The sequence below is a fragment of the Actinopolymorpha alba DSM 45243 genome (assembly GCF_000373925.1).
GTDB classification, from domain to species: Bacteria; Actinomycetota; Actinomycetes; order Propionibacteriales; family Actinopolymorphaceae; genus Actinopolymorpha; species Actinopolymorpha alba.
In genome coordinates this window covers 402945-428927 of sequence record NZ_KB892708.1, presented here as the reverse complement: position 1 = coordinate 428927, position 25983 = coordinate 402945, and the positions used below count along the sequence as shown (strand labels likewise).

General features: G+C 68.1%; 17 protein-coding genes and 1 pseudogene. 7 read left to right on the top strand and 11 right to left on the bottom strand.

Translation table 11 applies throughout. The features are described from left to right. A pseudogene (locus B141_RS47020) lies at positions 1–228 on the bottom strand (DUF222 domain-containing protein); the annotation flags it as partial. A 323-nt stretch (positions 229–551) separates the two neighbouring features. Then, positions 552–3803, bottom strand: a complete 3252-nt coding sequence (locus B141_RS0104445; RefSeq protein WP_026256904.1) for a glycoside hydrolase family 38 N-terminal domain-containing protein — start codon at positions 3801–3803, stop codon at positions 552–554. A 380-nt stretch (positions 3804–4183) separates the two neighbouring features. Here B141_RS0104445 and B141_RS0104440 point away from each other — a divergent pair, with 380 nt between their 5' ends. Genes B141_RS0104440 through B141_RS0104415 form a run of 6 tightly spaced genes read left to right on the top strand, consistent with a single transcriptional unit; the run spans position 4184 to position 12649 of the window. Then, a complete protein-coding gene (locus B141_RS0104440; RefSeq protein WP_020573969.1) occupies positions 4184–5617 on the top strand; it encodes a diaminobutyrate--2-oxoglutarate transaminase in 1434 nt (477 codons plus the stop codon). Continuing rightward, positions 5614–7059, top strand: coding sequence for a pyridoxal phosphate-dependent decarboxylase family protein (locus B141_RS0104435; RefSeq protein ID WP_020573968.1), 1446 nt, complete (start codon positions 5614–5616; stop codon positions 7057–7059). Before B141_RS0104440 ends, B141_RS0104435 begins: the two co-directional genes overlap by 4 nt. Next, positions 7056–8840: an IucA/IucC family protein gene (locus B141_RS47015; protein WP_020573967.1), complete on the top strand. Its 1785-nt coding sequence runs from the start codon at positions 7056–7058 to the stop codon at positions 8838–8840. The genes B141_RS0104435 and B141_RS47015 overlap by 4 nt, the downstream gene beginning before the upstream one ends. Beyond that, the gene (locus tag B141_RS0104425; protein ID WP_020573966.1) at positions 8837–9418 is read left to right on the top strand and encodes a GNAT family N-acetyltransferase; all 582 of its coding nucleotides are present in this window, start codon (positions 8837–8839) and stop codon (positions 9416–9418) included. Before B141_RS47015 ends, B141_RS0104425 begins: the two co-directional genes overlap by 4 nt. Further along, positions 9415–10845 (top strand): lysine N(6)-hydroxylase/L-ornithine N(5)-oxygenase family protein, encoded by a 1431-nt coding sequence (locus B141_RS0104420; protein WP_020573965.1) that lies wholly within the window; start codon positions 9415–9417, stop codon positions 10843–10845. Before B141_RS0104425 ends, B141_RS0104420 begins: the two co-directional genes overlap by 4 nt. Then, on the top strand, positions 10823–12649 hold the full coding sequence (locus tag B141_RS0104415) for an IucA/IucC family protein (RefSeq protein ID WP_020573964.1): 1827 nt from the start codon (positions 10823–10825) through the stop codon (positions 12647–12649). The genes B141_RS0104420 and B141_RS0104415 overlap by 23 nt, the downstream gene beginning before the upstream one ends. 85 nt (positions 12650–12734) lie before the next feature. Here the strand turns inward: B141_RS0104415 and B141_RS0104410 are convergent, their stop codons facing one another. The 5 genes from B141_RS0104410 to B141_RS0104390 all read right to left on the bottom strand — a co-directional run bounded on the left by B141_RS0104410 (position 12735) and on the right by B141_RS0104390 (position 19840). Next, positions 12735–13121 (bottom strand): VOC family protein, encoded by a 387-nt coding sequence (locus B141_RS0104410; protein ID WP_020573963.1) that lies wholly within the window; start codon positions 13119–13121, stop codon positions 12735–12737. 62 nt (positions 13122–13183) lie between these two features. Continuing rightward, complete coding sequence (locus B141_RS45255; RefSeq protein ID WP_020573962.1) at positions 13184–15214, bottom strand: hypothetical protein; 2031 nt, start codon at positions 15212–15214, stop codon at positions 13184–13186. Positions 15215–15289: 75 nt separating this feature from the next. Beyond that, complete coding sequence (locus B141_RS0104400) at positions 15290–17812, bottom strand: CehA/McbA family metallohydrolase (protein WP_040420397.1); 2523 nt, start codon at positions 17810–17812, stop codon at positions 15290–15292. 81 nt (positions 17813–17893) lie between these two features. Beyond that, positions 17894–18379, bottom strand: a complete 486-nt coding sequence (locus tag B141_RS0104395) for a pyridoxamine 5'-phosphate oxidase family protein (protein WP_020573961.1) — start codon at positions 18377–18379, stop codon at positions 17894–17896. Between the two features lie 18 nt (positions 18380–18397). Next, positions 18398–19840, bottom strand: a complete 1443-nt coding sequence (locus tag B141_RS0104390; RefSeq protein ID WP_020573960.1) for an MFS transporter — start codon at positions 19838–19840, stop codon at positions 18398–18400. Between the two features lie 124 nt (positions 19841–19964). On the opposite strand from B141_RS0104390, the gene B141_RS0104385 reads away from it, so the two are divergent. Then, the gene (locus B141_RS0104385; RefSeq protein WP_020573959.1) at positions 19965–20459 is read left to right on the top strand and encodes a winged helix-turn-helix transcriptional regulator; all 495 of its coding nucleotides are present in this window, start codon (positions 19965–19967) and stop codon (positions 20457–20459) included. Positions 20460–20493: 34 nt separating this feature from the next. Here B141_RS0104385 and B141_RS0104380 read toward each other — a convergent pair whose 3' ends face one another. The 4 genes from B141_RS0104380 to B141_RS0104365 form a co-directional block, all read right to left on the bottom strand. After that, positions 20494–23364, bottom strand: coding sequence for a patatin-like phospholipase domain-containing protein (locus B141_RS0104380; protein WP_157180781.1), 2871 nt, complete (start codon positions 23362–23364; stop codon positions 20494–20496). A gap of 70 nt (positions 23365–23434) precedes the next feature. Next, positions 23435–24223 carry an aminoglycoside phosphotransferase family protein gene (locus tag B141_RS0104375; RefSeq protein WP_040420396.1) on the bottom strand — a complete coding sequence of 263 codons (789 nt, stop codon included), beginning with the start codon at positions 24221–24223 and terminating at the stop codon, positions 23435–23437. A gap of 79 nt (positions 24224–24302) precedes the next feature. Further along, entirely contained in the window at positions 24303–24845 is a 543-nt protein-coding gene (locus B141_RS0104370; protein ID WP_020573956.1) for a PIN domain-containing protein, read from the bottom strand. Beyond that, positions 24842–25939, bottom strand: a complete 1098-nt coding sequence (locus B141_RS0104365; protein ID WP_020573955.1) for an XRE family transcriptional regulator — start codon at positions 25937–25939, stop codon at positions 24842–24844. The genes B141_RS0104370 and B141_RS0104365 overlap by 4 nt, the downstream gene beginning before the upstream one ends. Positions 25940–25983 lie beyond the last annotated feature (44 nt).

Here is a 25983-nt window from a genome sequence, read left to right as displayed (position 1 = left end):
ATCCTTGAAGCAGGGCGGGCAGTGCGCCAACACAGCAGCCACAGCAAGACTCAAAGACTCGCCCCAACAGGCGACCTTCCGCGCGGCCTGAAGCAACACGCCAAGCTCGAACCCATTACACGCCGACCGATCGACGCCCGCGAACGCCGCCACCAACTCCGGACCGGCTGCCATGTCAGCAAACCCGGGCGGGAGCGGTGAGATCCGCACACCATCGTCGTCGCTCACGTGTTCGATCTTACCCCGCGAAGATCACCTTCGCAACCGACGACTGTCACGAAACCACCTTATTTATAAGGCGTCTCGCCACGTCAGTATGCCGCTTAAGAACTTACCCTTCCCCGCCCCTTGCCGATCCGGCGAAGAGCGCGGGGCCCACGCCCTCAGCCGCCGTCCTTCCCCCTATCCCGGCCGACAGCGATGACGGCCATGCGCGCCACACCTGCAGGCGAGAAAACCTTCTGCGCGTAGACGCCGAGGCCGCCTCAACCCGGCGATCCCTCAAACCACCTTATTTACAACACATCTAGCCGAACAGAAAGGACCTGACGTTAACGCCGGAGGAGGAGGGTGCGCGACGCACCCGCCGGAATCTCGAACCACACCCGCCCGTTCTCGACCACAACCTCCACACCTTCACGCTCCCACGGCGTGGTCACCTGAGCAGTCGCCGCGTCGAACGCTTCCAACACCACCTCGACCTCGACCGGCTCCGATGCCAGCGAGCGCAGACGAATCGCCACACCGGCACTCCCGTCAAGCGGCCGGGCGACGCTGCTCACCACGACCTCAGACCGGCTCAGGGTCAGAAGGCTGCCGGACGACACGAGCGGCGCAACGCCTCGCCCATTCCCGAGGACGCCGACCAGCGGCTCGGTGAGCGCGGCCGCGGTCATCGCGCCAAGGCTCTCCACCGCCTGGTCAGCCGAACTTGTCACCGCATAACTAAACGTCATCTCACCTTCCTGCTGGGAAGGGAAGTTGGTGTCCCAGATATTGTTGAATACCCAGGAATAAACTGTCGCTGGTTCAGGACGCTCAAGCACCAACGTCGACGGATATGGTTGGTACGGCAACGCGATCGTGCCGAATTCCACCAACGGCGCCTCCAGCGTGGCCCAGACTGTCGCACAGCCATCCTCGCTCACTCCCACCCAGTGCCGGATCGCGTGCATATGGTGGGGCGTGCCGGGCACGTGCGAGATCCCAGCGCCAGCGACCGATCCGGTGAGTTCATAAACCGGCTCCGAATTGCCCGCGAGCGGAAAGGCGAAGAAGCCACTCTCCTTGGTCGTGCTCGCGCGCTTGCTGACCCGGTTGGTGATCTCGACGCGCGGGACCCCCGAATACAAGCTGATCGTCGTACGAATCCAGTCGACGCCCGGCGCCCGCACCTCCACCTCGAGGAAGTCGCCCACCGCGGAATGCTCAACGTTCAGGACGACGGCGTTGCCGGCCAACTGTCGGGACGTGAGCAGCGTGAGGTCGCGTGCCTCTACGCGGCTCGAAAGGCGATTGACCCGCGACGCCGACCCATAGGTGTCGTAGATGTATTCATTCAGCCCGGTGAGAGCATCGGGATTGACCAACTCCCGCCCCGTACGCCGGTCGACAATAGACGTCACCATGGCCTGAGCCGGATCGTAGGTGAGCTCGTAGAATTCGTTCGCCATGCGGTACGCCGCCTTCGGTGCGGGCATCACCGGCAGCCCGTCAGGACCTACACCCAGGGATGAATCACCGAACCCGTGGCCAGAAATCGCCCCCGCCGTCGCACTCGCCGCCACCAGTTCGGAGGGCCCGACACCGACCGACCCCGCACCGGTCTCCTCGTTGCTGAACGGATCCTCATCAACGGGGACGAGATCGAAACGTGCCCAACCAAGGGGAGGCACATCGCGCGCGACGAACTCCACGTGCCAACCGCGTGGTGCGGCGGGTCGGCGCTCGGCGTTGATCCGGACCGGAACGCGCTCATCCGTCCGCGGGTCGACGACACCCAGGCGCCTTATCCCAAGGGGGAACTGGCTTTCTGGAAGGAAGCTACGCACCACATCCGTGCGCGCCCATCCAGTGGTGTTGTAGACAGCCAGGGACCCCGCAACGTCCGTGAACGGCGGCACTCCGAATCCCGCACCCAGCCGGCGTATGCCGGAATGCAACAGATCAAGAGCCTCGTCGTACGCCTGGTACGCGTACTCCGATTTCCGGGTCCACTGCAGTGCACCCGAATCCGCACCGCGCTCGCGGTCATGCCACGGGTTCGCCGCTCCCCAGGTGTGTTCGTCGAAGAGCCCCACCTTGTCGTAGATCTCGTCAACGACCTCCCGGACCGGCATGGGACTACCGGAGTGGAGGTCGGCGAGGGTGTGCAGCGTCTCCGCCGTCCGCAGGGTCGCCTGCGTACGGCGGTTGTGGCCGAGCGGGCGGGCACCCGCTCCCACCCCGTCAGCCCACCAGTCACCCCAGTCGCCGGTGTGCTCGGCCAACCGGTCCCCGATCGTGCGCTCAACCTCGGCCAGGAACGACGTGTTGGTCGCCGACACCAGGCGTGGATAGGCCCATTCGGCGTTCCACTGGGCCGCGATACGAGCGGGCGTGGCACTCGGGCCGGCATTGTCAGAGTGGTCGCCCTGCACCCGAAGTTGAAGAAGGTCGAACGCATACGGCTGCCTGGTGATGTCGGCACCGTCCGGAATTCCCGACAGACCAAATACCGCGTCGTAGTACGGAAACGGCTTGGACACCAACGCCTGGAGATAGAGCGGCAGCAGGTCGATAACCTCGTCATAGGAATTCGAGAGCCCGACCAGGTTGCCTTCCAGGTACGCCGCACCGTGGGCACTGTCCGTGAACCACGTCAGCAGCCGCGAGCCGCCCGGCGTACACCACCAGAACGGACGGGAGAGTTCCTGCCCACCAACGAGATACGGCACCGACCGCCCCGCCCAGTTGTGGGCGGCGGACAGATATCTCACACCGGCGTCGACCAGTGCGTCCACCCATCCGGTCGTCGCACCTGGTACGTCGGTGTGCATCGCGGACGTCACCGGAATCCCGTAGCGCTCCCGGAACTCGAAGACGCTTCGCAGGAGCCGGGCCAACTCCTCCTGGCTCGCCATCTCCGTATGGAGATTGAACGGCATCGCCGTCACCTCGACGATATCCTCCCGGGCGAGGCGGGAGAATTCCTCCACCACCGACGTGGGCCGGTGCCGGAGCCAGGACCGCACCGGAAGGTTCGACTCGACCGTCCAACGAAACCAGGTATCCGGGTCGCCATCGTCGGCATTCTGCCGGGCAAGCTCGACCGCCGCGTCAAGGTATTCCTCCTGGTGGCGGAGCACCACTCCCTGGCGATCGGTATATCCGATATCGAGGTGAGAATGGTGCACCAGGTGGACGGTGAGTTTGCGTCCAGGAGCGACCGCGAGCTCACCGGCGTACTCCACACCGGCGACCGTCACGGCGACCCGCCAGGCAGATTCGGCCGTGATCTCGGGGACGAGGAGGTCGAGTACGCCATGAGCAGGAATGCGCCCTGTCCACGAGACGGCGAGCTTGCCATCTGGTCTGCGTACCTCAATCCGTTCGGGATCGGGGAGCGGCTGCTCGAAAGCCAGTCGGACGACCTGATCGAGCCCGCCATCGGGCCGGCGGCGAAAGAGCGGTAATGCCGCGCCTGATATCGACGTTCCCACGCCGAGTCGTAAGAACGGGATAAGGCTGGTAGCCGAAAGAGCTTCACGGAGAGTCCTGCGGCCGGGCGCGTGTCCGCTGCGCGTCAGGAGTCGCGTCGTCATCTGGGGAACCCAACTGTTCGTCGTGTGATCTCACGCTTGTCGCACCGTACCCGCGCGCCCACGATGCGTGAAGGTCATTCCCCGGGCGGTTTATGCGACCGGCGCTCTGAATGGAATAGCGGTCCAGTGACTGACCCAATGGCGTCGACCCTGCCGGGCGCGGGCGGCGAGCGCGGGCAGTTCGGTCCACGCCGTCTTGAGTCGGGGGCGCCCCCGTACGGGGCTCTATTGGACAGGGGCGCCCCCGACCCAGAACCGCGGCCGTCGCACCCCCGAGACGCAGCTCACCACGACGCGCCGCGGCCCTCGAAGGATGGCGAACGCGCCATCCGCGCTACTAAGGTGTGCCTAACCTAATTTGACTGAAGGTAGGCGATGGAATGCCAGTCGTGACAGATCGTGGACTTCGTCCTCCGGATCGAACGTCCTCGACGCCCGCCGCCGACGAGGGCGGTGGGCACGCTCCCGCGCCGCCGCCCCATGCCGTCCTCCAGCGGCAGCGCCTCCGCGAGTCCTCCGCGCGCACGTACGCCCGCAGCTTCCCGATCGTCCCGGTCCGGGCGAGCGGGATGACCATCACGGGCGCGGACGGGACGACGTACCTGGACTGCCTCGCGGGGGCCGGCTCCCTCGCGCTCGGCCACAACCATCCGGTCGTCGTCGAGGCGATCCGGCAGGTCCTCGACTCGCAGGCGCCCCTTCACGCGCTCGATCTCGCCACGCCGGTCAAGGACACCTTCGTCGAGACGTTGTTTGCCCTGCTGCCGGACGACCTCGCACGCCACGGCCGCATCCATTTCTGCGGGCCGACGGGCGCCGACGCGGTGGAGGCGGCCCTCAAACTCACCCGCACCGCGACCGGCCGGCACGGGGTCCTGGCGTTCACCGGCGCCTACCACGGCATGACCGCCGGCGCGCTCAGCGTCACCGGAAACGTCGCCGTCCGTACGCCGGTCGCGCCCGCGCCCACCGACGTCACCCGCCTTCCGTACCCCTATTCGTACCGCTGCCCGTTCGGCATCGGTGGCTCCGAGGGAGCGGCCACCGGCGCGAAATACATCGCCTCGCTGCTCGACGATCCGTCCGGCGGCGTGCTCCCACCGGCCGCGATGATCGTCGAACCCGTGCAGGGCGAAGGCGGCGTCATACCGGCGCCCGACGAGTGGCTGCGAGAGATGCGGGCGATCACCGCCGACCGGCAGATCCCGTTGATCGTCGACGAGGTGCAGACGGGCGTGGCGCGCACCGGCGCCTTCTGGGCGATCGAGCATGCCGGCATCACCCCGGACGTTCTCGTCCTGTCAAAGGCGGTCGGTGGTGGTCTGCCGCTGGCCGTGATCGTGTACGACAGCCGGCTGGACGGCTGGCAGGTCGGCGCGCACACGGGCACCTTCCGCGGCAACCAGCTGGCGATGGCGACCGGTGCCGCGACCCTGAGGTACGCCGCCGAACACGACCTTGCCCAGCATGCCCGCGTCGTCGGGCAGCGCCTGCGCGCCGAACTCAACCGCCTCGCCGCCGACCGGCCGAGTGTCGGCGAGGTCCGCGGGCGTGGATTCATGCTGGGCATCGAGGTCGTGGACCGCGACGCCGCACCCGACGCGCTGGATAGCCGGCCACCGGCGCCGGAACTCGCCGCCCGCATCCGTGCGGAGGCGTTCCGCCGTGGCCTGATCGTCGAACTCGGCGGCCGCGAGGATTCCGTCGTACGCCTCCTGCCGCCGCTGGTGATCAGCGAAGCCGAGGCCGACTCCGTGATCGAACGCCTGGCCGCGGCCTGGACAGCCGCCGAGCGAAACCCCACCGCCGCATGAGCGAGCGGGTACTTCAAGACAGCGCGGGCGTCGAGATGGTGCCGCCGCTGTCCGACGACCTTGACAGTCTGGCCTGCCTGCTCGATGTCGCCTTGTCTGCCGTGGGTTCTGGCCGCGACGAACGCGGCGGTCCGCTACCTCTCGGCGGGCCGGTCGCCATCGCCGACGACGTACGCCGTGCCCTCGTCAACCAGGCCTTGCCAGCGACTGGAACGGATCCGGCGCTCGTCCTCGCGCAGCTGTCGCGCATTCTCGCGGCGGGTGCCGCGGACCCGACGCATCCGTTCTGCGCGGCACATCTGCACTGTCCACCACTCGCCGTCGGGGTCGCCGCCGACCTGGTGGCCGCGGTCCTCAACCAGTCCCTCGACTCCTGGGACCAGGCGCCGGCGGCGAGTGAGTTCGAACGCCAGGTCATCGACAGTCTCGCCCACCTCGCCGGCTACGACCCGAGCGTGGCGGGCGGCGTGGTGACCTCGGGAGGTACGGAGTCCAACCTGATGGGCCTCCTGCTCGCCCGGGACGCCGCCGCGACCGGCCAGGCCCGGGTGTTCGCCTCCGAGCTCGCACACTTCTCCGTTGCCCGCAACGCGCAGTTGCTGGGCATGGACCCGCAAGCCGTCGTTGACGTACCCACCGACCGAGCCGGTCGGATGGATCCGGACGCTCTCGAAGTCGCCATGACGGCCGCGCTTCGCCGCGGCGAGCAACCGGCCGCCGTAGTGGCGACGGCGGGTACGACGGACCTCGGGAGTATCGACCCGCTGGTGGACGTCGCCACCGTGGCCCGCCGGCATGGCGCCTGGCTCCACATCGATGCGGCGTACGGCGGAGGCGCGCTGTTTTCTAGCCGGCTCCAGCCACTCCTCGCGGGGTTGGCAGGCGCCGACTCCATCGCTCTCGACCTGCACAAGCTGGGTTGGCTGCCGATTCCTGCCGGGGTTTTCCTGGTCCACGACCACACCGCGCTCGCACCGTTGGCCACCCGGGTCGCCTACCTCAACCCCGCCGACGACGAGAACGCCGGCATCCCCAGCCTTCTGGGCAGGTCCTTGCGGACGACCCGGCGCGCCGACGCGTTCAAGATCGCGGTCTGCCTGCGGGCGCTCGGCCGGGAGGGGCTCGGCGCGCTGGTGGACCGCTGCCACGAACTCGCAACGTACGCCGCCAGCCGGGTCGCCCGGCATCGGCGGCTCCAGCTGTGGGCGACCCCCGTACTGACCACCGTGGTGTTCTCCTACACCGCACGTACGGACTCAAGCGCCGTCAATGCCGTCTTGCGCCGCCGACTTCTCTTTGCTGGGAAGGCGGTCGTCGGGAGGGCCGATCTCAACGGGGCCGTGTGGCTCAAGCTCACGCTACTCAATCCACAAGCCAGTAAGACCGACATCGACCGGTTGCTGGACGCGATCGTCGCGGCCGGCGAGGAGGAGGACCGATGACCGTGACCACCACCACGAGTGCGGCGACAGGAGCGGCTTCGCGGCCCGCCGCGGATCGGCGTGATCCGCTCGACGATCCTGATCCGAGCCGGGTGGCGGACGCGGCGGCCACCGAAAACCTCCTGCGCTGCTGGATCCGCGAGACCGGCATGTCCCGGCCGGACGGTGACGTGCTCACTGTCGACCTGTGCTCCTCGGGCGTCCGCCTGGAGGCGGAGGTACGCCACTGGTCGCTCGCGGGGTGGCACCGGTTTGGTGAGGTGTGGCTCGGTGACGCGGGAGTCGTCGACGCCGCGACGGTGGCCGCGTTGCTGGCCAGGGAGGCGGCTGTACGACGGGACGCTCCGCCGCACTCCGGTGCGGACCTGGTGGCGCGGGTGCTCGACTCCGTACGCCGGGTGGAGCGTCACGTCGCCGACCGGCGCCAGCATCCCGACGACGCACCCGCCACGACGCCCTTCCTCGCCGGCGAGCAGGCGTTACTGCTGGGCCACCCGACGCATCCCGCACCCAAGAGCCGGGAGTCGCTGACCGACGCGGAAGCCGCTGCGTTCTCGCCGGAACTTCGCGGGTCGTTTCCGTTGCACTGGTTCGCCGCCGATCCCGCGATCGTCTCCGCCGACTCCGCGGCTGCTTGGCAGGCAGCTGATCTGGTGGCGTCCCTCGCCAGTGAGAGCATCGACCTGCCGGCCGGAATGGTCGGCGTACCCGCGCATCCCTGGCAGGCCCGCGATCTCGTCCGCCGTCCCGAGATCGCGGCGCTGGTGCGCTCGGGACTCCTGCGGGATCTTGGCCCCGCTGGCCCCTCGTGGTTTCCGACGTCTTCCCTGCGGACGGTGTACCGTCCAGACGCTCCGGTGATGCTCAAGCTCTCACTGGGGTTACGGATCACCAACTCCCGGCGCGAGAACCTCCGCAAGGAGCTCCACCGAGGCACCGAGATCACCCGGCTGCTCGACGCCGGCGTCGAGGACGCCCTGACAGAGGCACATCCAGGATTCGAGCTGGTCCGCGACCCTGGTTGGCTCGCGGTCGACGTACCCGGCGAGAGACCGGACTCCGGGCTCGACGTGGTGATCCGCGACAACCCGTTCACCGCCGAGGACGATGTCACCTGTGTCGCCGGCCTGGTCGCCGAGCGCCCGGGGCTGGTCGCTGGTTCGCGGCTCGCGCGGGTCGTGCGAGGGCTGTCGGAACGGACGCGGACACCAGTCGCCGAGGTCGCAGCGGAATGGCTGCGGAGTTATCTGCGAGCCGTCATCGATCCAGTCCTCTGGCTCTACTCCCACTTCGGGATCGCGCTCGAGGCACACCAGCAGAACACGTTGGTCGTGCTCGACCCGGACGGCTGGCCCGTCGGCGGGCGTTATCGCGACAACCAGGGGTTCTACTACGCCTCCTCCCGCCTGCCCGAACTCCAGCGCCTTCTGCCCAATGTGGGTTCGGTTTCTGACACGACCGTCCCCGACGAGGTGGTGGACGAGCGTCTCGGTTACTACCTCGGGATCAACAACCTTCTCGGGCTGGTGGGCGCCTTCGGCTCCCAGGGCCTCGCCGACGAGGAGCCGCTGCTCGCGCTGGCCCGGGATCACCTTGGAGGCCTGAGCTTTGCCGGCGGGCCCGTGCCCGGAACGCTCACCACGCTGGTGGGAAGTCCCACCCTCCGGTGCAAGGCCAACCTGCTCACCCGGCTCTACGGCATGGACGAGCTGGTCGGGCCAGTCAGCACCCAGTCGGTGTACGTGACCATCGCCAACCCACTCTTGACAGGGAGCCCATGAACGAGCGGAGCTGGCAGGACACCAGCCTGCTGCGCGAGAACGCCTTGGATGTCGGCCGATTCGCGCTGCGGCATGCCATTGCTGGCGATCTCGATGTGCTGGTGACCTGGATGAACGATCCCGCGGTCGACGCGTACTGGAAGCTCGCCGGACCACGCGAGCGCACCGCCGCGCACCTGCGAGCCCAGAAGGAAGCCGGCCACGTGACTTCCCTCCTCGGGTGCCTGGACGGTGTACCCATGAGCTACTGGGAGGTGTACTGGGCCGACCTGGATCCGCTCAGCGCCGCGTATCCCGCGCGGGCGTACGACGGCGGCATCCACCTGCTGCTCGGCCCGGCGACGGCCCGGGGTCGCGGACTCGGTGCGACCCTGCTGCGCGACGTCTCCGACCGGATGTTCGCGGCCGCACCGGCCTGCGAACGGATCGTCGCCGAACCCGACATACGCAACCGCCCGTCGATCGGCGCCTTCGAGCGAGCCGGCTTCCAGCGTCAAGCTGATCTTGCGCTGCCGGACAAGTGGGCCGCCCTGATGGTGCGCGAGCGGACGACGATCAGCACGGAGGAGGACGCATGACGGTGGCGGCGGAGCAGACGTACGACCTGGTAGGCATCGGCATCGGGCCGTTCAACCTCGCGCTCGCGGCCCTGGCCGACCGGGTGCCCGGGCTGAGGACGGCATTCTTCGATGCCAAGCCGGAGTTTTCCTGGCATCCCGGGCTGATGTTTCCTGACGCTCGACTGCAGGTGCCCTTCCTGGCTGACCTGGTGACCATGGTGGATCCGACCAGCCCGTGGTCGTTCCTCAACTATCTGCGCGCACATGACCGGCTCTTTCCGTTCTACTTCTCCGAGCGCTTCCACGTGCCGCGCACGGAGTACAACCACTACTGCGGCTGGGTGAGCCGCAGTCTCTCGTCCTGCCACTTCGGGACCCGCGTCACCGGCGTGGCGTGGAATGCGGGTGCGAACGCCTTCCAGGTGACCTACCTGTCCGACGAGGGCGAGCAGGCCGTGGCGGCCCGCCACCTGGTCCTCGGTGTGGGAACGCGGCCAGTCGTTCCCGAACCCTTCCAGAGCGTCGAGGGGCAGCGGGTCTTCCACGCGGCCGACTATCTGACCCGGCGCGCCAGCCTGGCGCCGGTCAGTGACATCACGGTCCTTGGCTCGGGGCAGACCGGCGCGGAGGTCTTCCTCGACCTGCTGCGCGCCCAACCCGAGCAGGGCCGGCGACTGCGCTGGCTGACGCGTTCACCGGCGTTCGCTCCGATGGAGTACTCCAAGCTGGGCCTGGAACACTTTACGCCTGACTACACGCGCTACTTCCGTTCGCTGACCGGACCGGTGCGCGACCGGCTCGTGCCCGCGCAATGGCAGCTTTACAAGGCGATCAGCGCCGACACCATCGCCGAGATTCACGACCTGTTGTACGAACGAAGTGTCGGCGGTGGCTGGCCCGACGTACACCTCATGCCTGGCGTCGCTGTCACGCGGGCGCGGGATCTCGGCGGGGCGGGACTCGAGCTCTCCTGCCACCAGCGAGAACAGCAACGGGAGTTCAGCACGCGCACCGACGCGGTGGTCCTGGCCACCGGGTTCACCGCCTGTCGGCCGGACTTCCTGCGGCCGATCGAGAACCTCATCGAGTGGGACGCCGCCGGCCGGTATCAGGTCGACGAGCACTATCGAGTCATCCTTGCCGAGCAGGTGGTCGGACGCCTCCACGTCCAGAATGCCGAGCTACACACGCACGGCGTCGGCACTCCCGATCTCGGTCTCGGCGCCTACCGCGCCGCGGTGATCCTCAACGCGGTCACGGAGCGCTCGACCTATCCCCTGCCCCGGCGGACGGCCTTCACGACGTTCGGAGCCCACGACGACGGCGCTCCGACCTCACCTTCTTCCACGGGGATCGCGACTCCGCTCACCACCGCGCCATTGCCCGTCACCACGACTCCCCACCTCGCAACGGAGGTAGCCCATGAGCACGCACGTACCCGCTGAACTCAACGCCGCCCGATGGCAACGGGCCAGCCGCGACCTGCTGGCGAAGGCGCTCGCGGAGTTCTCCTACGAGGAGTTGCTCGTACCCGTTCCCGAAGCCGACGGCCGCTACCGCCTCGACCTTCCCGGCGCGACCTATCGGTTCGCGGCTCGGCGCGGCAGCTACAACTGCTGGTTCGTCGAGCCGAGTTCGATCAGCCGCGAGGGCGAGGTGGGGGCGGGCCCAAGCGGGCGTAGCCCGCGAGGGGCTGGAACCACACAGATGGGGGTGGAGGTCGATGTCCTGCAATTCGTCCTTGACGCGAGCAAGACACTGGGGCTCACCGGCGACACGACGGGCCACCTCATCCGCGAACTCACCGCGACGCTCAGCGCGGACACCCGCCTCCTCGCGACCGGGCGAAGCGCCGCCGTACTCGCCGACCTCGGCTACGCCGACCTCGAGGGCTACCAGACCGGCCACCCCTGGATCGTGCCCAGCAAGGGCCGGATGGGCTTCTCCGCAGGGGATTCCGCTGCCTATCCCCCAGAGGCGAGGCGTCCGCTGCGACTTCCCTGGATCGCGGTTCATGACACCATCGCCACCTACCGGGGCACCAGCGACCTCCCCGCCGAACGGCTCTACGCCGGTGAGCTCGACGAGGGGACGCGGGCAGCTTTCCGGGCGATACTCGACGCGCGTGGCCTGGACCCCGCGGCGTACCACTGGCTACCCGTACACCCGTGGCAGTGGGACGAGATCGTTGTCCCCGTCTTCGCTCCCGACGTCGCTCACCAACGGATCGTCCCGCTGGGCGACGGGCCGGATGACTACCTCGTCCAGCAGTCGGTGCGCACCTTCAGCAACGTCACGACACCAACCCGGCATCATGTCAAGCTCCCCTTGTCAGTGCTGAACACCCTGGTCTGGCGGGGACTCCCGACCGAACGCACCCTCGCCGCACCGGCCGTCACGTCATGGGTGCTCGGTCTGCGGGACGCGGATCCCTACCTCCGCGACGAGACTCGCGCCATCCTGCTCGGCGAGGTGGCGTCGGTGACCGTGCACCACCGCACCCTCGAGAGCGTCCCCGGCGTTCCTTATCAATACCGCGAACTCCTCGGGGCGATCTGGCGCGAACCCCTGCCCACGAAGCTGGACCCCCACGAGCGGGCGCGTACCCTCGCCTCCCTGCTGTACGTCGACGATGCCGGTCGCGCACTGGTCACCGAACTCGTCGCCCGGTCCGGCCTTCCGGCACGCCGCTGGCTCCAGGCGCTCTTCCACGCGCTGCTGCCGCCGCTGCTGCATTTTCTCTGTCGGTACGGCGTGGTCTTCTCTCCCCACGGCGAGAACGCGATCGTGGTCTACGACGATCACGATGTCCCAACCCGCCTGGCGATCAAGGACTTCGTGGACGACGTCAACATCAGTGCCCCGCTTGAGTCCGCGGCCATCCCCGAGCTCAGCGACCTGCCAGCAGAGGTCGGTGCGGTGCTCCTGCGGGAGCCGCCCGCGTTCCTGTGCCAGTTCATCCACGCGGGGCTCTTCGTGGGCCATTTCCGTTACCTGGCAGACGTCGTACGACGTCAACTCGACGTGCCGCCAGAGGAGTTCTGGGGAATGGTGCGTGCGGAGATCCTGGCCTATCAGGAGCGGTTCAAGGAGCTCGCGCCGCAGTTTGAGATCTTCGACCTCTTCACACCCCGGATCGACCGGTTGTGCCTCAACCGCAACCGGCTCCTGCTCGACGGCTACCGCGACCGCCCCGAGCGTCCGCACGCGGCGGTTCACGGCACCGTGCCCAACCCGCTCGCGAACTAACCAGCGCGTCCGCCGACCGCCCCATGCGGCCGGCGGACGCCTGAGACCTTCTCCGAACAGGTTGGGTCGTACGGCAGTGGAGGCCTTATCCGCCGCTGCCGTACGGCCGGGTGAGGATCTCCAGGTTGTGCCCGCTCGGGTCGTCGAAGTAGGCACCGCGCCCATTGTCGCGACGATTGATCTCACCTGGAGTCTTGTGCGACGGGTCCGCCCAGTAGGTGAGCCCAGCCTCCTGGATCCGGCCGAAGATCGCGTCGAACTCCTTCTCGGAGACGAGGAACGCGTAGTGCTGCGGTGTGACCTGGCCCGTCGGGCTGTCCATGAAGTCCAGCGTCACGTGGTTGCTGGCCTCCACCGGGACGAACGGACCGTAGGGCGCACCGACGTCGAGCCCGAGGATTCTGGCCACGAAGTCCGCGGAGACCTTCTTGTCCTGAGACATCACGATCGTGTGGTTGAGTTCGACAGTCATGCCGGATTCCTCCTATCGGCGACTCTGCCATTCGTTCTCGCCAATCTCCTTTCCAGCTTTGCTCATCTGGTCCGAAGCCGGTAGAGAACGGCCGCACCGGGCTCGAGATCGACGCTCAGTCGAGGGCCTTTCTGGGGTGCGTACGACTGGCTTGCGGGGTCGAAGCGGGCAACCTCTCGAACGGTGCTGGCATTGAGGTCGACCAGGCCCTTGCAGCGCTTGAAGTGGGCGCGGTTGGCCAGCAGTAGCCAGCGGGTTCCGGCCGACGGATCGGTGTCGCGGAATCGTCCAAGGATCAACGGATCGCCCTGCACGGCGCGTACGTATTCGTCTGCTGTCCAACCAGCCGCTCCGGCAGGCAGCGGACTTTCGTTCGCGTGGGTTACTGATTCGGACACGAGTGGTTTCAACTCGCGCCCAACCGGGGCGAGCCAGCCGTTGTTGATCTCCTTCGCGGAGTCGTAGCGTACGGTGCGTTCTCCGTCGACCGTGATCAGTGCAGGGCCGAAGCCCTCTCCACGGGCAGGGTCAGGCGTCCAGTAGGTGAAGTACTGAATGCCCTTGGCGCCGTACGCGAGGCTGACGTTGATCTGCCAGAGTATTTCTGACGCCGTCGGCTCACGGTGGTTGGCATAGGAGAGGGTCTGGATGAAGATCCAGGTCGGCAGGTTGGCCGCCAGCCCAGCGTCCCTGACGATCTTCCAGTTGAGGAAGTAGTTAGCGTCATCTCGACCGTTGGTGAGCAGGGGATACCGGTCGAACGAGATCAACACCGGCTTGACGATGTCGACGAACTGCCGGACGTAGTTCGGGTCGGTCGTCGGGAACAGATTGATGTACGGCAGCGCCTTCGGGTCAAGGGCGCGGATGATCTCCACCAGCTGGCCCAGCGTCTCGAACTTGTTCGCGGACGGCTCGTCGTAGACGTCGATTCCGACGAACGACCGGTAGCCACCCGCACTGGGCGCGTTCCACTTGCCGAGGTCGCCACTGAAGTCGTCGGCGAGGAGGATGGTTCCGTCGGGTGCGGTGACCTTGACGTTGTCGTACAGCGACGATGTGGTGCCGGCCTCGCGGAACCCAACCCTTCCCTTCCGATAGGTGCTGTCGGTCGTGGTGTCGACCAGCTGACCGTTGATGGAGGTGGTGAAGGTGTCGCCGGAGACCGTCAACTCGACGTGGTACGACGTGCCAGCGGTGACCGCGAAGTCCAGCGGCACCGGCCGGACCCATACCGGGTTTCCGTTCACGAACAGCGCCTTGGCCAGGTAGCCCGGCGCGCCTTGACTGGTGTACCGGAAGTTGGAAAGGAGCCAGACGTAGGCATTCTGCTGATCCTTGGCCCGGAACGCCCACCCGCTCTGGGCGTAGCTGCCGCCGCCACCGGTCTGCCGCGGCGCGACGTCGAACGCGAACGCGTAGTCGGACCAGTCCCCGCCCTCGCGTGAAAGGCCGATGCTGCCCGCGCTTGTGCCGCCATTCTGGAGCAGCCGGCCGTCCTGGATGCTCCAGTAGCTACGCGGGCGGTAAAGATCCAGGACCTGCCGGGTCTTCGTACTCGCCTGAGCCGGCGTCAACGTGAAGTCTCCGCCAGCGCTCGTGATGTCAAAATCGCTACGGAGCCATCGGATGGTGGGATCGTCCACGACAAGTTGCAGGCCGACCTGTTCGGCGATGCTGAGCGCATAGCGCTGGATGTGGGCGTCCGCGAACAGATAGTTGTTGCTGTGGGTGTAGGTGAATCCCGCGTCCTTGATTTCCTGGTATCGCTCCAGCGTCGTCTCAAAGGGCGGGGGCGGCCACCACAGGCCGATGGGAAACTCCTCACCACCGACGAGTGGGAGTTCCGAGATCACCTCCGCCGCGGGCGGCACTGCCGTGGCGGGCACACCCGCCGCGACCGGCGACGCGGAAGCCGGTCGCACAGAAGCCGCGGCCGGTGGAGCGCTCACCACGGGGCCGGTCGCGGCGGCAATCGCCCCCGTGCCCATGGCCGCGAGGATCGAGCGCCGGTTGGGCCGGATGGCGGCGTGGATGCTCTGGTCAGTGTTGTCGTCCGGGTCTGGCGTGGAGCTGCCGTGCTCGTCGTGCATCAGTCCTCCCTGAATGATGGAACCGGGACGGAGCCGGACGGTTGTCGGCGCCTGAGCGGGGTCTGAGTCCAGTGCTCAGGTACGGCGGTCGAGGGCGCGCAGCGCTTCGAGGAAAGGACGTTCGAGCCAGGCGAGGTGGTCGGCCTCGCCGTGGTGGTGGGTCGTCAGGTGGTCGAAACGGCGTACCGCCGTGTGGCGGATGTACTCCCGAGAACCCTCGATGAGGGTACGCAGGTAACGGAGACCGTCGGGGTCTGCCATGCCCCACGGCCCACCGCAGGCAAGGTAGACGGGCGAGGTGTGGGCGAAGACCCGCCGGCCCCACTCGTCGAGGTGGTGGTCGACTCCCGTTGCCCGGCAGGCGATCCAGGCATGGCCGGCAATCCGGATCTCACGGGTGAGGGAGAGCTCGCGAACGTCACCCTCACCGGTCGCGACCGCGATCACCTCGCCGTTGCAGATCACCTCGAGGGAACGCAGCGGGAAGACGCCGGTCACCGACGCCTCGACCGTCACCGTGCCCGAACCCGACAGCTCCACTGTGTCACCCGGCTGCCGACCGTCCACCGACAACGACAGCAACGGACCTCCGGACAGGAAGGTCCGGCCCGCCCGCACCGCCCGGCACCAGGCTTCGTACGTGAACTCCTCATCAGGGTCAAGGCGGGCGTAGGTGCGGTAGAGCCCGACGGGTACGTCGTTCGACATCTTGTCGGTGCCACCGACGAGCGGAAGCCGGTAGCCGCAGTTGAGATAGCGGTAGTACTCCAGCAGCGCGTCGTCAGAGTGCGCGAGCATCTCGACCGCGTCCGCGCGGCCAGTGGTGACGAGGACAGCTGGTTCGCCGTTGGGGTTGGGGAAATGCGCGGCGACCACGGTGCCGCCCTGGGCGTGCGTACGATCGGCCCAGTCGCTGAGGGTCGCGTCCAGTGCGCCACCCAGCTCGGCCTCGTCGGGACCGTCGGTGCACCAGGGCATGACGGGTTCGGAAATACCCCAGAGGATGAGGTGGCCGAGGGCGTGCTGGCGGTTCTCCTGCCCGACGTAGGTGAAGTAGCCGCCGCGGTCAATGACGTGGTCGGCGCCGCCGAGGCCACGGACACCGCTGACCCGGCCGGTGAAGTCCTCGGTGTTGGTGAACAACGAACCCCACTGGGACTGCAGGAGGTTGACGACCCGCAGGTCCTCACCGAGCTGCTCCAGATGCGCGCCTGCCGTCGACAGGAAGTGGACGTGCGAGTCGCCCGACCACCAGCCCGAGGCGGCCAGGTCGGTGAACCGCCGCAGGCGCAGCGTCAGGTCGCGCTGGCCCGGCTTGAGGTGGACCGTCTGGCGCAACGGCTCGTACTCGAACCCCCGCGCCACGTCGACCACTACTTCACCCCGCGGAAGCCAACCCTGGCAGGTGCCATCGATGTAGGCGTACGTCCGCATGCCAAGCCGGACGTCGCCGCCGACGTCGTAGTGCCAGCTGCCGAGATTCTGGTTGACGTGGTGGTGATGACCGTGGGGTTGGTACGGAACGCCTTCAGGGGAACGGAAGTGCACCCGGCACGGCACCGGCTGCCCGGTCGCGTCGTCGAGCACCGTGACGTGCACCCAGTTACGGCCCGGGTCGACCAGCTCCAGCCTGACCCGGCCGCTGGTTGCCTGGCCGTCGCGTTCGACGTCGCCCCAGCGAACCTGCCCGAGCGGCTCGCCGTCCCGGCTCACCGAGACCGTGGCGGAGGGGACCGCGGCGATGCTGGCGTACGCGGGACTGTCAGTCTCGTCAGCGGTCGCGCCCCAACCCGGGCGGTCCTTGCCGGTCAGGATTGGTTGCGGGAACGTCGCGACACCCCGGTCCACCTCGATGTCAAGGGGACCTTGCGTCGGCGTGCTGGTCGCCGCATCGTCCGCCGCTTTCCCGTCTTCGCTGGGATCGCTGGGATCGCCGGCCTCGTCGGGCGCGGTGACGACCAGCCGCACCGGGCGGGCCGGCGTACGAACGAACGGATGCTCGTCGAGGTGGCCGAGCGTGACGCCAGCGACAAGGAAGGGCAGGCCACGCGGGATGAGTTCGACCCGCTCGATGGTGACCTCAGGATCGGGATTTTCCCAGCACCACAGGTAATAGGTTGCCGGCCAGCCGCGATAGTGCTCGGCCAACCGGAATCCGGACATGCCCCAACGGCCCTCGAACCTCGACAGGTTTCCGTCGTGGGTGTCGGGCACCGCCCGGAAGGGTACCCGCCCCCAGACAGTGGGGATGACCTGGATCTCGAACCGCTCCCGGATGGGTACGGTGACCACCTCGCCATCGGCAAGGTGGAAGACGTAGTCGGCGACCTGCGACCCCACGCCGTGGCCCGCCGAACCATTCGGCTCCAGAAGCCGGTGCGCGACGATGACGTGCCGGGCGGAGGTGCCGAGCGGGATCGAGACCGGCGATTGGGGTACGACGAAGCAGCGGTCCTTCGCCGGTTGCTCTGCGCCGATCAGGAACGGAAGCCCGCGCAGGTCAACGCGACCGAGCCGGGGCTCGTCGGTCGACTCGCCGAGCACCTCCACACCGGCGTTGCACAAGGATTCAAGATCGATGGGCTGATAGCCAGGCATCTTGCCGATCGTAGCCGCCGGCGATCCGCACCGACAGCAGGTAACGGAGGTGCGCCGTGGCCGACCGCGGCCCGCGACCTCTCAACGTTTCTCAGCGTCGAGCCAGATCCTGCTGTGCAGGTCAGTGCCACGGATGACCTGGATGCGCCAAGGGGTCAGCCGCAGGATATGCAGCTTCGGGTCCGCGGGGCTGCTCCAGAAGCTCCCCAGATCGTAACCAGCTCCGGGTGGGCTACCAGCGCGGTACAGATCCCACACCCGGGCAGTGGTCTCAGCGTCCGCGATCCATTCGGCTACCGCGTCGACGTTCACGGCGTTCTGGCGAGGAGTCCAGTAGGAGAAGGTGGTGTGCGGGTTCTTTGCCAGGTGCGCCGCCTTCACCGGCGTCTTGTAGGTGGCGAGCCAACCGATCGGGCGACCGTCGTTCACCTCCCAGATCGGGATCAGCACCCGCGCCCGCGGCCGGCCCTTGGCGTCCACGGTGGTCATGGTGGCGTACACGATGTCGCCGATGTAGGCGTTGAACTGGCTCTCGATCGCGGCGAACGACTTCACTTTGGTGACCATCGGTTCCTCCGTTCGTGGTCAGTTCGAGGTCTGGGAGGTCGCGAGCGCAGCCGGTGCGACGTCCCGGGCGCCGGTACGCGCGCGGACACCCAGCGCGGTGATCACCACCGCGACGACCGTGGCCGCGACGGGGACGACCAACGCGGCCCGGATGGCGCCAAGCCCTGCTTGGGGCGTGGTGGCGTCGCCGAGCATGGCGACATTCACAGCGGTCACCGCCGAGATTCCCAGCGCGGTCCCGAACTGAATCGCGGTGTAGAGCAGGCCTGCGGCGAGGCCGTGCTCGGCTTCGTCGACGCCGTGCGTGGCAGCCATGGTCAGCGGGCCATAGGTCAGCGAGAACGCCAGGCCGAGCAGGGCCATCGTCGGGAGCATTGCCGCGTAGGTCCAGTCCAGCCCGATCGGCAGGAACAACATGTACGCCAGTGCCGCCGCCACCAAGCCGCCGAACAGGACGCGGACATGGCCGAACCTGTTCACCAGCCGCGGGGTCACGGTCGGAGCCAGAACGGCGTCAATTCCGATCACCAGCATGGCCAGACTTGTCTGCACGGTGCTCCAGCCGCGGAGCTCCTGCAGATAGAGGGTGACCAGAAACTGGAACCCTGCGAAGGAGGCGAGAAAGAGCAGCGCTCCCAGGTTCGCCCGCACCAGCGGACCCGAGCGCAGAATTCCCAGTCGCAGCAGTGGGTTGGCCGACCGGCGTTCGATCGCGACGAAGGCCGCCAGCAGCGTCAGTCCGGCCGTGAAGGTTCCGACGGTCAGCCAGACGCCGTCCCCGGGCTGCTCCAGCCGGACCACGCCGTACGCCAGCAGCAGCATCGCGCCGGTGATGCTGAACGCGCCGACCAGGTCGAAACCGCCCGTTGGACGCTCCGGCGTACCTGAGTCCTTAAGGAGGGGAATCGCAGCCACCAGGATGACGGCGGCCAGGACAACCGGGGCGAAGAACACCCAGCGCCAGCCGAGCGAGGTCAGCAGGCCACCGGCGACCAGGCCGAGCGAGAAACCGCCCGCGGCCGTTCCGGCGTACACCCCGAGAGCCTTGGTACGTTGCGGTCCCTCGGGGAAGTTGCTGGTGACCAGCGCGAGCCCGGCTGGCGTCATGAACGCGGCCGCCACACCGGTGACGAACCGCGCGACCAGCAGCATCCAGCCATCGGTAGCCAGCCCACCCAGACCTGAGAAGACCAGGAAGATCGTCAGCCAGAGCAGAAACATGCGGCGGCGGCCCAGCAGGTCGGCGGTACGGCCACCCAGCAGCATGAACCCGCCGTAGCCGAGGACGTAGGCGCTGACCACGCCGCTGAGCATCCCGGTGGACAGGCCCAGGTCGGCCCGGATCGACGGCAACGCGACGTTCAACATCGCCACGTCGATCCCCTCCAGGAAGATGGCACCGGCCAACACGAACAGCACGCTCCACGCGCGTCCGTCCATGCGGTCGTTCGTTGCGGGCATGAATCAGTTCCTTTCGGATGACAACACGAGCCTCTCGGGCAAGCACGGGACCGGCTCGTGGTTACCCAGATGACTGCCGGTTCCCTCTTGTAACCAGCAGCATCTTTGGCCACCATGGACGACCATGGAAGACGGCACTTCAAAGTCCCCTGGTTACTGCGCGGATACCGACGCCGACTACGACGTCCTGCAGTGGGACACCCGGGAAGACTGCGAGGTCCGGCAGATTCTTGATCGCATCGCGGACAAGTGGTCGCTGCTGGTCATCGCCCTGCTTGATCGCCGCAGCCTGCGCTTCACCGAGCTCCGTCGCATGATCGACGGGGTGAGCCAACGCATGCTCACCCGGACCCTGCGCCACCTCGAGCGCGACGGTTTGGTGCGCCGCACGGTGCACCCCACCGTGCCGCCGCGCGTCGACTATGAGCTCACGCCCCTGGGCGGGTCCTTGCACGCGACCATCCGGGCGCTGGTCACCTGGACCGAAGAGCACCAGAACCAGATCGCCGCCGCGCGCGCCGCCTACGACCGGCGGGTGGTGGCCGAGCAGAAGGCGGCGGACGACGAAGCCGCCGCGCGGGCCTCCATCGCACGAGACGCCCTCGCCGGCAGTCGCTGACTGCGGACTCTCCCGGTCGACCGCCTGGCCGGGTCTATGCCGGCCCGCCAGTGGCGGCGGGCTCTACTGGGGTTTCCGTCACTCGTTCGCTCGTCGGCTCGCCCGCCGGAACAGCCGGCGACCTGGCTTCGCGATGCTCGATCATGTCGAGGGTGAGCGCGTACCCCAGAGCGCGGTACGCCTCGAAGTCGAACTCGCCGTACAACTGGTCCCCGGTCGACCGCCGCGGAAACTCTGGATAGTCGCTGGAGTACGCCTCGACGTCCCACGGCAGCACGCCTGCCAGGACGGCCTTGACGAAGAGGATCTCCGTGGTCGAACCATCGGGATAGACGGCGTTCCCGCGCGTCCAGCCCCGACCGATCCGTGGCCCGTCATGGCGTTGCAGCCGCCGCAAGTCGAGGTTGACAGAGACGCCCAGGTCCATCCGCGCGGTGGCGGTCGCCGAACCCACTGCCATGAAGGTGTCTTCGAGGTCGTTGGACGCGTCGATGACGATGATCCGCTTCGGGCGCCGGCGCAGTGCCTCGACGAGCCCCAGGTTGTCGTAGTGGCCGCCGTCGGTGACATAGAGCCGTCGGTCGTACAACGACGTACGCCCGAACGCCTCCTTGAACAGCCGGTACGCACCCGGCTTGTCGGCCACGCTCACCAGGTGCGCCCACACCCCGGCCAGCGCGCCCAGGACCGAACGCTCTGGACGTGACCCGGACCCGGCCCGCCCGCGGGCGCTCACGCGGTCCCGCACGCGGTCCGCGAACGCCCCCGAACTCGACGTGGTGCCCCAGTACGGGTTCGGCAACCAGACACCGAGCCGGGCGTTCACCACGGCGAACAGCAGGCGCATCGGCCGGGTTCGCGCGTTGTCCCGCCCGGTCAACGGCGAGAACGCCGCACCGCTGATGGCCACGGCGCCCGGCACGGTCACGTCGCGGCGGCGGTAGTCGGCCCGGCGTTCGTACGCGGCGGTCGGCACGAGTCCGTGGCTGGGCAGGGTGAGGTCGCCGGCCACGCCGGTACGCACCGGATCGAAGACGAACGGCACGCACCCCCGGTCGGGCGGGACGAACTCCGGATCGAACGCGTTCGCCGACGTCACGATGACCAGTCGGGGTCCGCCGTCAGAGGCCGCGGCCCATTCGGAGTACGGCATCGGCCGGGCGTAGTCGTACTCCTCCGCGGTGTTGTCGCGGGTACGCCGGGCAAGGTAGGCGACGGCCAATCGCTCGCGGTAGTAGGGATGGAGCGAGGTGCGGGTGGCGTCGGTGAAGACGCTGATGACCAGGACGAGCCCGGCGCACAGAGCCGCCACCCACCAGCGCGACCGCCACTCCTCGCTCGCCGCGTACCCCGCGGTCCAGCGGAGCAGGACCACCAGCGCACCCACGAGGAGCAGCACCGATCCCAACCACGGCACCAGTTTCGTCCGTACCCAGTCGAGCAGCCTCGCCCGCAGGCCGTCCGCGGTGCTGCCACCGATGCTTTCCATGCCGCGCCACGCCGACCTGGCCAGTGCGATGAACGCGGCGCCCAGCGCGGCGAGGGTCGTGAACCCGAACTGCGAGTCGAGGACCGCGCTCGCACTGACCGGGCCGGTGCCAGTGACGTGCTGGGCGGTGCCGGCGAGGCCCGCGGCCAGGCCACCGGTGAGACCGGTCGGTGCCTCCTGGCCAAGGTTGTTGACCCAGACGAGCACCGCCGGAATGCCGAGGAGCAGCCCCGCGCTCACGAACCCCGGGATGGTGAGCATCTGCCCGAGCGCCCTGCCTTCGGTGCGGAGCCACATCGGCGGGACGCGGAACCTGTCGACCACCACTTCGGCGAGGAAGAGTACGACGACCACCGCGAGCGGCCCGAGCGCTGCCAGCCAGTACCACAACGGCAGGTGCGCGAAGTCGACGTACGCCCTCCGCTCGCCAAGCCCGCCGACGATCCCGCTGTCCGCGACCACCCAACCGAGCAGCCACGCCACGGCACGTAGTGCGACGCCGATCAGGACGAGGTTGACCACCACGCCGTACAGCAGCGCCATGATGGCGCGAGCGCCGACCGCGATCGACGGGAGCAGGTAGTGGGTCTGGCGGCGTAGACGGGCCAACTCCGGGGTGCCGATCGCATACGGCAGTGCCTCGCCCGTGCGTCCGGTGAGCGAGCGCCGCAGGGTGTGGAACGCGGCCGCGATGTAGCCCCCGCCGCTGACCCCGATCACCGCGGACGCCTTCTGGTAATCGCCTTTCTCGGTGAGAACCTGCAACGCTCCAAGGGAGAACGCGGCCGAGCGGATACCGCCGCCGGAGCAGCAGATGATCTGGCCGTCGCGGTCGGGTTCCCCGCCGTTGTGGGCAGCTTCCCCACCGTTGTGGCCAGCGTCCCCGGCACCAGAGCCGTCATCCACGCCGTGGTTCTCCGCGGCGGGAACGGAACCAGCGTCGGCCAGCCCCAGCCGCCGGCGTACCGAAGTGAACGTGGCGAGCAGTGCCACCACCAGCGCGACGACCCCGGCCACCCAGAAGGCCACCATCACCGGGGTGAGCATCCCAACGTCGAGCGAGGGGCACCGACCAGGCGCCAGAGCGCCAGCTCCAAACCGCTGCCACAGAATGACGTCCTCGACCACGTCGAGCAGCCCGGCCACGAAGACCAGCCCGGCCCCCACGATCCCGAGCGTCGCCACCATCTGGTCACCGGGCCGGCGGATCGCGACGAAGCAGCGCACCCGCCAGGCCGCGAGCAGGTAGACGTAGATGAAGAACGCGTCGACGAGCAGGGACATGCGGGCGGGTACGACGCAGGGCGGGACGCCGGGGCTCGCGCCCAACCGGGTCGCCGCCGCCAGGTCACCACTCTCGACCACGTGGCGCATCGGCCACTGGAGAAGCACCAACGCGACGGCGAGAAGAACCATCACCCGGACCCGCCGCCAATGGCCAATGAGGCGANCCCCCGCCTGCCCATCCGACATGGTCATCAGGATCTCAGGTATCGAAGAGCCAGCGGTAGTCCTCGCTCCACCTGATGCGGTGCTGGAGTACGTCAAGGTAGCCCTGCGCGACCCAGCTGGCCTGGGGTTCGCAGCCGGCGTCAGCCAACCGGCGTACCGTCTCCAACGTCTCGCGCTGGGTACGAATCACATCCTCGACCAGGCCCTCGCTCGACGTCAGGCCGTACGCCTCGGCGAACACCTCGAGCCGCCGCCTCCTGTCAGGGGGCACCGGGTGGTGCAGCGACTCCACACATTCGGCGTCCCCGCGAAACGGCACGAGGTACTCCAGCGCGTACACCACATCCCGCCGCGGCGGTGCGGGATACGCGAAGTCCCAGTCGAGAATGCCGACGGGTCGATCGCCCTGCCAGACGAGGTTCCACGGGCCGAAGTCGCCGTGGCAGATCGCCTCGTCGGGGTTGGCCGGGTCGCCGGGCTCATGGATGCCGCTCGACCAGAGGAGGTCTGGGTCGCGCTGCCACCCGGCCACCGCCTGGTGGTAGTCGCGGAGCAACCGCGCGGCCGCCCGGAGCCCTTCGTCGGTCACCACCTTGGCCCACCCCGCCGGGCCCGACTCCCCCTCGAGGTAGGTGAGGACCTCGCGCCCCTCCGAGTCGAAGCCGAGGACTCGGGGACTGTACGGAAAGCCGACCGACTCCAGGTGGCGGAGCAGAGCATGCACAGCCGGCGTCCAGGGGTACGCCGGTCGGCGGACCGTGTCGCCGATGCGTTCCACGCGCCGCGGGGTCTGCTGCTCCCCGCGTACGACGTGATCGGACATGGTCTGGACGGTAGCCCGAGCGATCACGTCCGTCCAACGGCGCCCGGCACCCCGAGGCCGCGCCAGGGCAGGCCCGCGCTTAGGTGAGACCTTCGTGTTCGGCCCACTGCGCAAATCCGCCAGGCTGGAACGGTAGGCGGTAGTCGTTCGCGAGTAGGTCGTCCGCGACGGCTGACACAAGCGGGACTGTCAGCAGGTTCTTCCGGATCGCGTCGCACAGCAGACCGAGTGTCCGGCGGACGTGCACACCACGTCCCGCTGCGGCCTTTCCTGCCACCCGGTCGTCAACTACGGCGACAGTCGAGGGGAGAGTCTCCGCTAGGGCGAGCACGCCACACTCTCCCACGTTGCGCCCGTTCGGACCGACCAGGCGCTGCGTGTAGTAGGCGAAGGCAGTCAACTGCTCGTCAGTGTTGAGAGGAACGACTTCGATCCAGTCGGCGTCAAGTACCGCTCGCAGGTAGTGGTGTTGCCCTACGCCGTTGCAGAGTTCGGTCTCCACGACGTCCGGGATGACGACCCGCGTGTCCTGGAGGACGACTTTGAGCACACCGAGCCATTGACCCCGGGCGAAGTGGCTCAGGGGGCCGGTGTCGATCACATACGTGGGCGCGCCGGTCACGAGATGACGGCCCAGATTTCAGCCTCGGGAGCCGGGGGTAGGTCCGGCAGCGAGTCCGGGTCGAATGTGCCGAGCAAAAGCCCCAGCGCCCGGTCAGCGGTAATGGTCTCGCTGCGGTACAGCCTAAGCACGGCCTGCTCGTACGGCCGGGGAAGCGACACCGGCTCCAGTTCGTGGTGGGTGAGCAGGTTCTTCTCCACGATGTCTGCCTTCTTGGTGCGCACCTGCCGGATCGCGTCGGCCTGACCGGTGTCGGTGAGGTCGAGTTCGGTAAGCCGCCGGGCCAAGGTGGCCATGTCTACCCGATAGTGGCTACCTGCCCGGACGGCGGCATCACGCAAGGTCTCCCCAGGCGCACTGAGCCACTCCCGCCACCGTTCCCGCAGGTCGGCTGCGGGGATCAGCAGCGAGCGGGCGAACCGGTCCAGACGGGCTTCCAGCGCATCGGCGTCCGTGGCTGCGACCCGCCAGTCGGTGGTGTAGGGGTCCGCGATCAGGTAGTGCCCTAGTTCGTGCGCTAGGGCCAGGCGCCGGCGCCCCACGTGAAGGTCACCGTTGATCACAGTGACGCCACCCTTGTCGAGTAGGACGGTCCCGGCGTCCGCGCCTGCGTCCAAGGGCAGGGAGAACGGCAGCAGGCCAATGCTCGGGACTAGGCGAGACAAATCCTTGACAGGCTCATCCGGGAGCAACCCGAGCATCGACCGGGTCTCGGCGGCAAGCCTGTCCGCCTCTTCGGGCGTCCCTGGCCGGTGGGCGATCTCGGGCTGACCGGTGACCAGGACGGGCACCTGTTCAGCGACGAACGCCACGTCACGGACGAGCCGCTCGAGCTCAGCGTCCATCGCCTGGGTCGCCACCTCGGGCTTCGACGCCCGGTAGGACACGATCGCAGCTGGTCCCGACTCCACGAACCACTCGACGCGGCGGCGCAACTCCCGGGCGATCGCCACGAGTTCCACCGCAGACACTCGCCGCGCCCCGGTCTCGATCTTTGCCAGCGCGCTCCGGTCAACGCCGACCGCCGACGCCAACTGCGCCTGGGTCAGCCCAGCCTCGGCCCGCGCTACCGCGACACGCTCCCCAACCGTCACGTGTGCGATTATAGAACAATCCCGCCAGGTGTGGCAGCCACTCT

What these genes read in the sequence shown, in the direction of transcription:
- B141_RS0104445 (WP_026256904.1), bottom strand. Translation starts at nt 3,803, where the DNA reads ATGACGACGCGACTCCTGACGCGCAGCGGACACGCGCCCGGCCGCAGG.
- B141_RS0104440 (WP_020573969.1), top strand. Translation starts at nt 4,184, where the DNA reads ATGCCAGTCGTGACAGATCGTGGACTTCGTCCTCCGGATCGAACGTCC.
- B141_RS0104435 (WP_020573968.1), top strand. Translation starts at nt 5,614, where the DNA reads ATGAGCGAGCGGGTACTTCAAGACAGCGCGGGCGTCGAGATGGTGCCG.
- B141_RS47015 (WP_020573967.1), top strand. Translation starts at nt 7,056, where the DNA reads ATGACCGTGACCACCACCACGAGTGCGGCGACAGGAGCGGCTTCGCGG.
- B141_RS0104425 (WP_020573966.1), top strand. Translation starts at nt 8,837, where the DNA reads ATGAACGAGCGGAGCTGGCAGGACACCAGCCTGCTGCGCGAGAACGCC.
- B141_RS0104420 (WP_020573965.1), top strand. Translation starts at nt 9,415, where the DNA reads ATGACGGTGGCGGCGGAGCAGACGTACGACCTGGTAGGCATCGGCATC.
- B141_RS0104415 (WP_020573964.1), top strand. Translation starts at nt 10,823, where the DNA reads ATGAGCACGCACGTACCCGCTGAACTCAACGCCGCCCGATGGCAACGG.
- B141_RS0104410 (WP_020573963.1), bottom strand. Translation starts at nt 13,121, where the DNA reads ATGACTGTCGAACTCAACCACACGATCGTGATGTCTCAGGACAAGAAG.
- B141_RS45255 (WP_020573962.1), bottom strand. Translation starts at nt 15,214, where the DNA reads ATGCACGACGAGCACGGCAGCTCCACGCCAGACCCGGACGACAACACT.
- B141_RS0104400 (WP_040420397.1), bottom strand. Translation starts at nt 17,812, where the DNA reads ATGCCTGGCTATCAGCCCATCGATCTTGAATCCTTGTGCAACGCCGGT.
- B141_RS0104395 (WP_020573961.1), bottom strand. Translation starts at nt 18,379, where the DNA reads ATGGTCACCAAAGTGAAGTCGTTCGCCGCGATCGAGAGCCAGTTCAAC.
- B141_RS0104390 (WP_020573960.1), bottom strand. Translation starts at nt 19,840, where the DNA reads ATGCCCGCAACGAACGACCGCATGGACGGACGCGCGTGGAGCGTGCTG.
- B141_RS0104385 (WP_020573959.1), top strand. Translation starts at nt 19,965, where the DNA reads ATGGAAGACGGCACTTCAAAGTCCCCTGGTTACTGCGCGGATACCGAC.
- B141_RS0104380 (WP_157180781.1), bottom strand. Translation starts at nt 23,364, where the DNA reads ATGGTTCTTCTCGCCGTCGCGTTGGTGCTTCTCCAGTGGCCGATGCGC.
- B141_RS0104375 (WP_040420396.1), bottom strand. Translation starts at nt 24,223, where the DNA reads ATGTCCGATCACGTCGTACGCGGGGAGCAGCAGACCCCGCGGCGCGTG.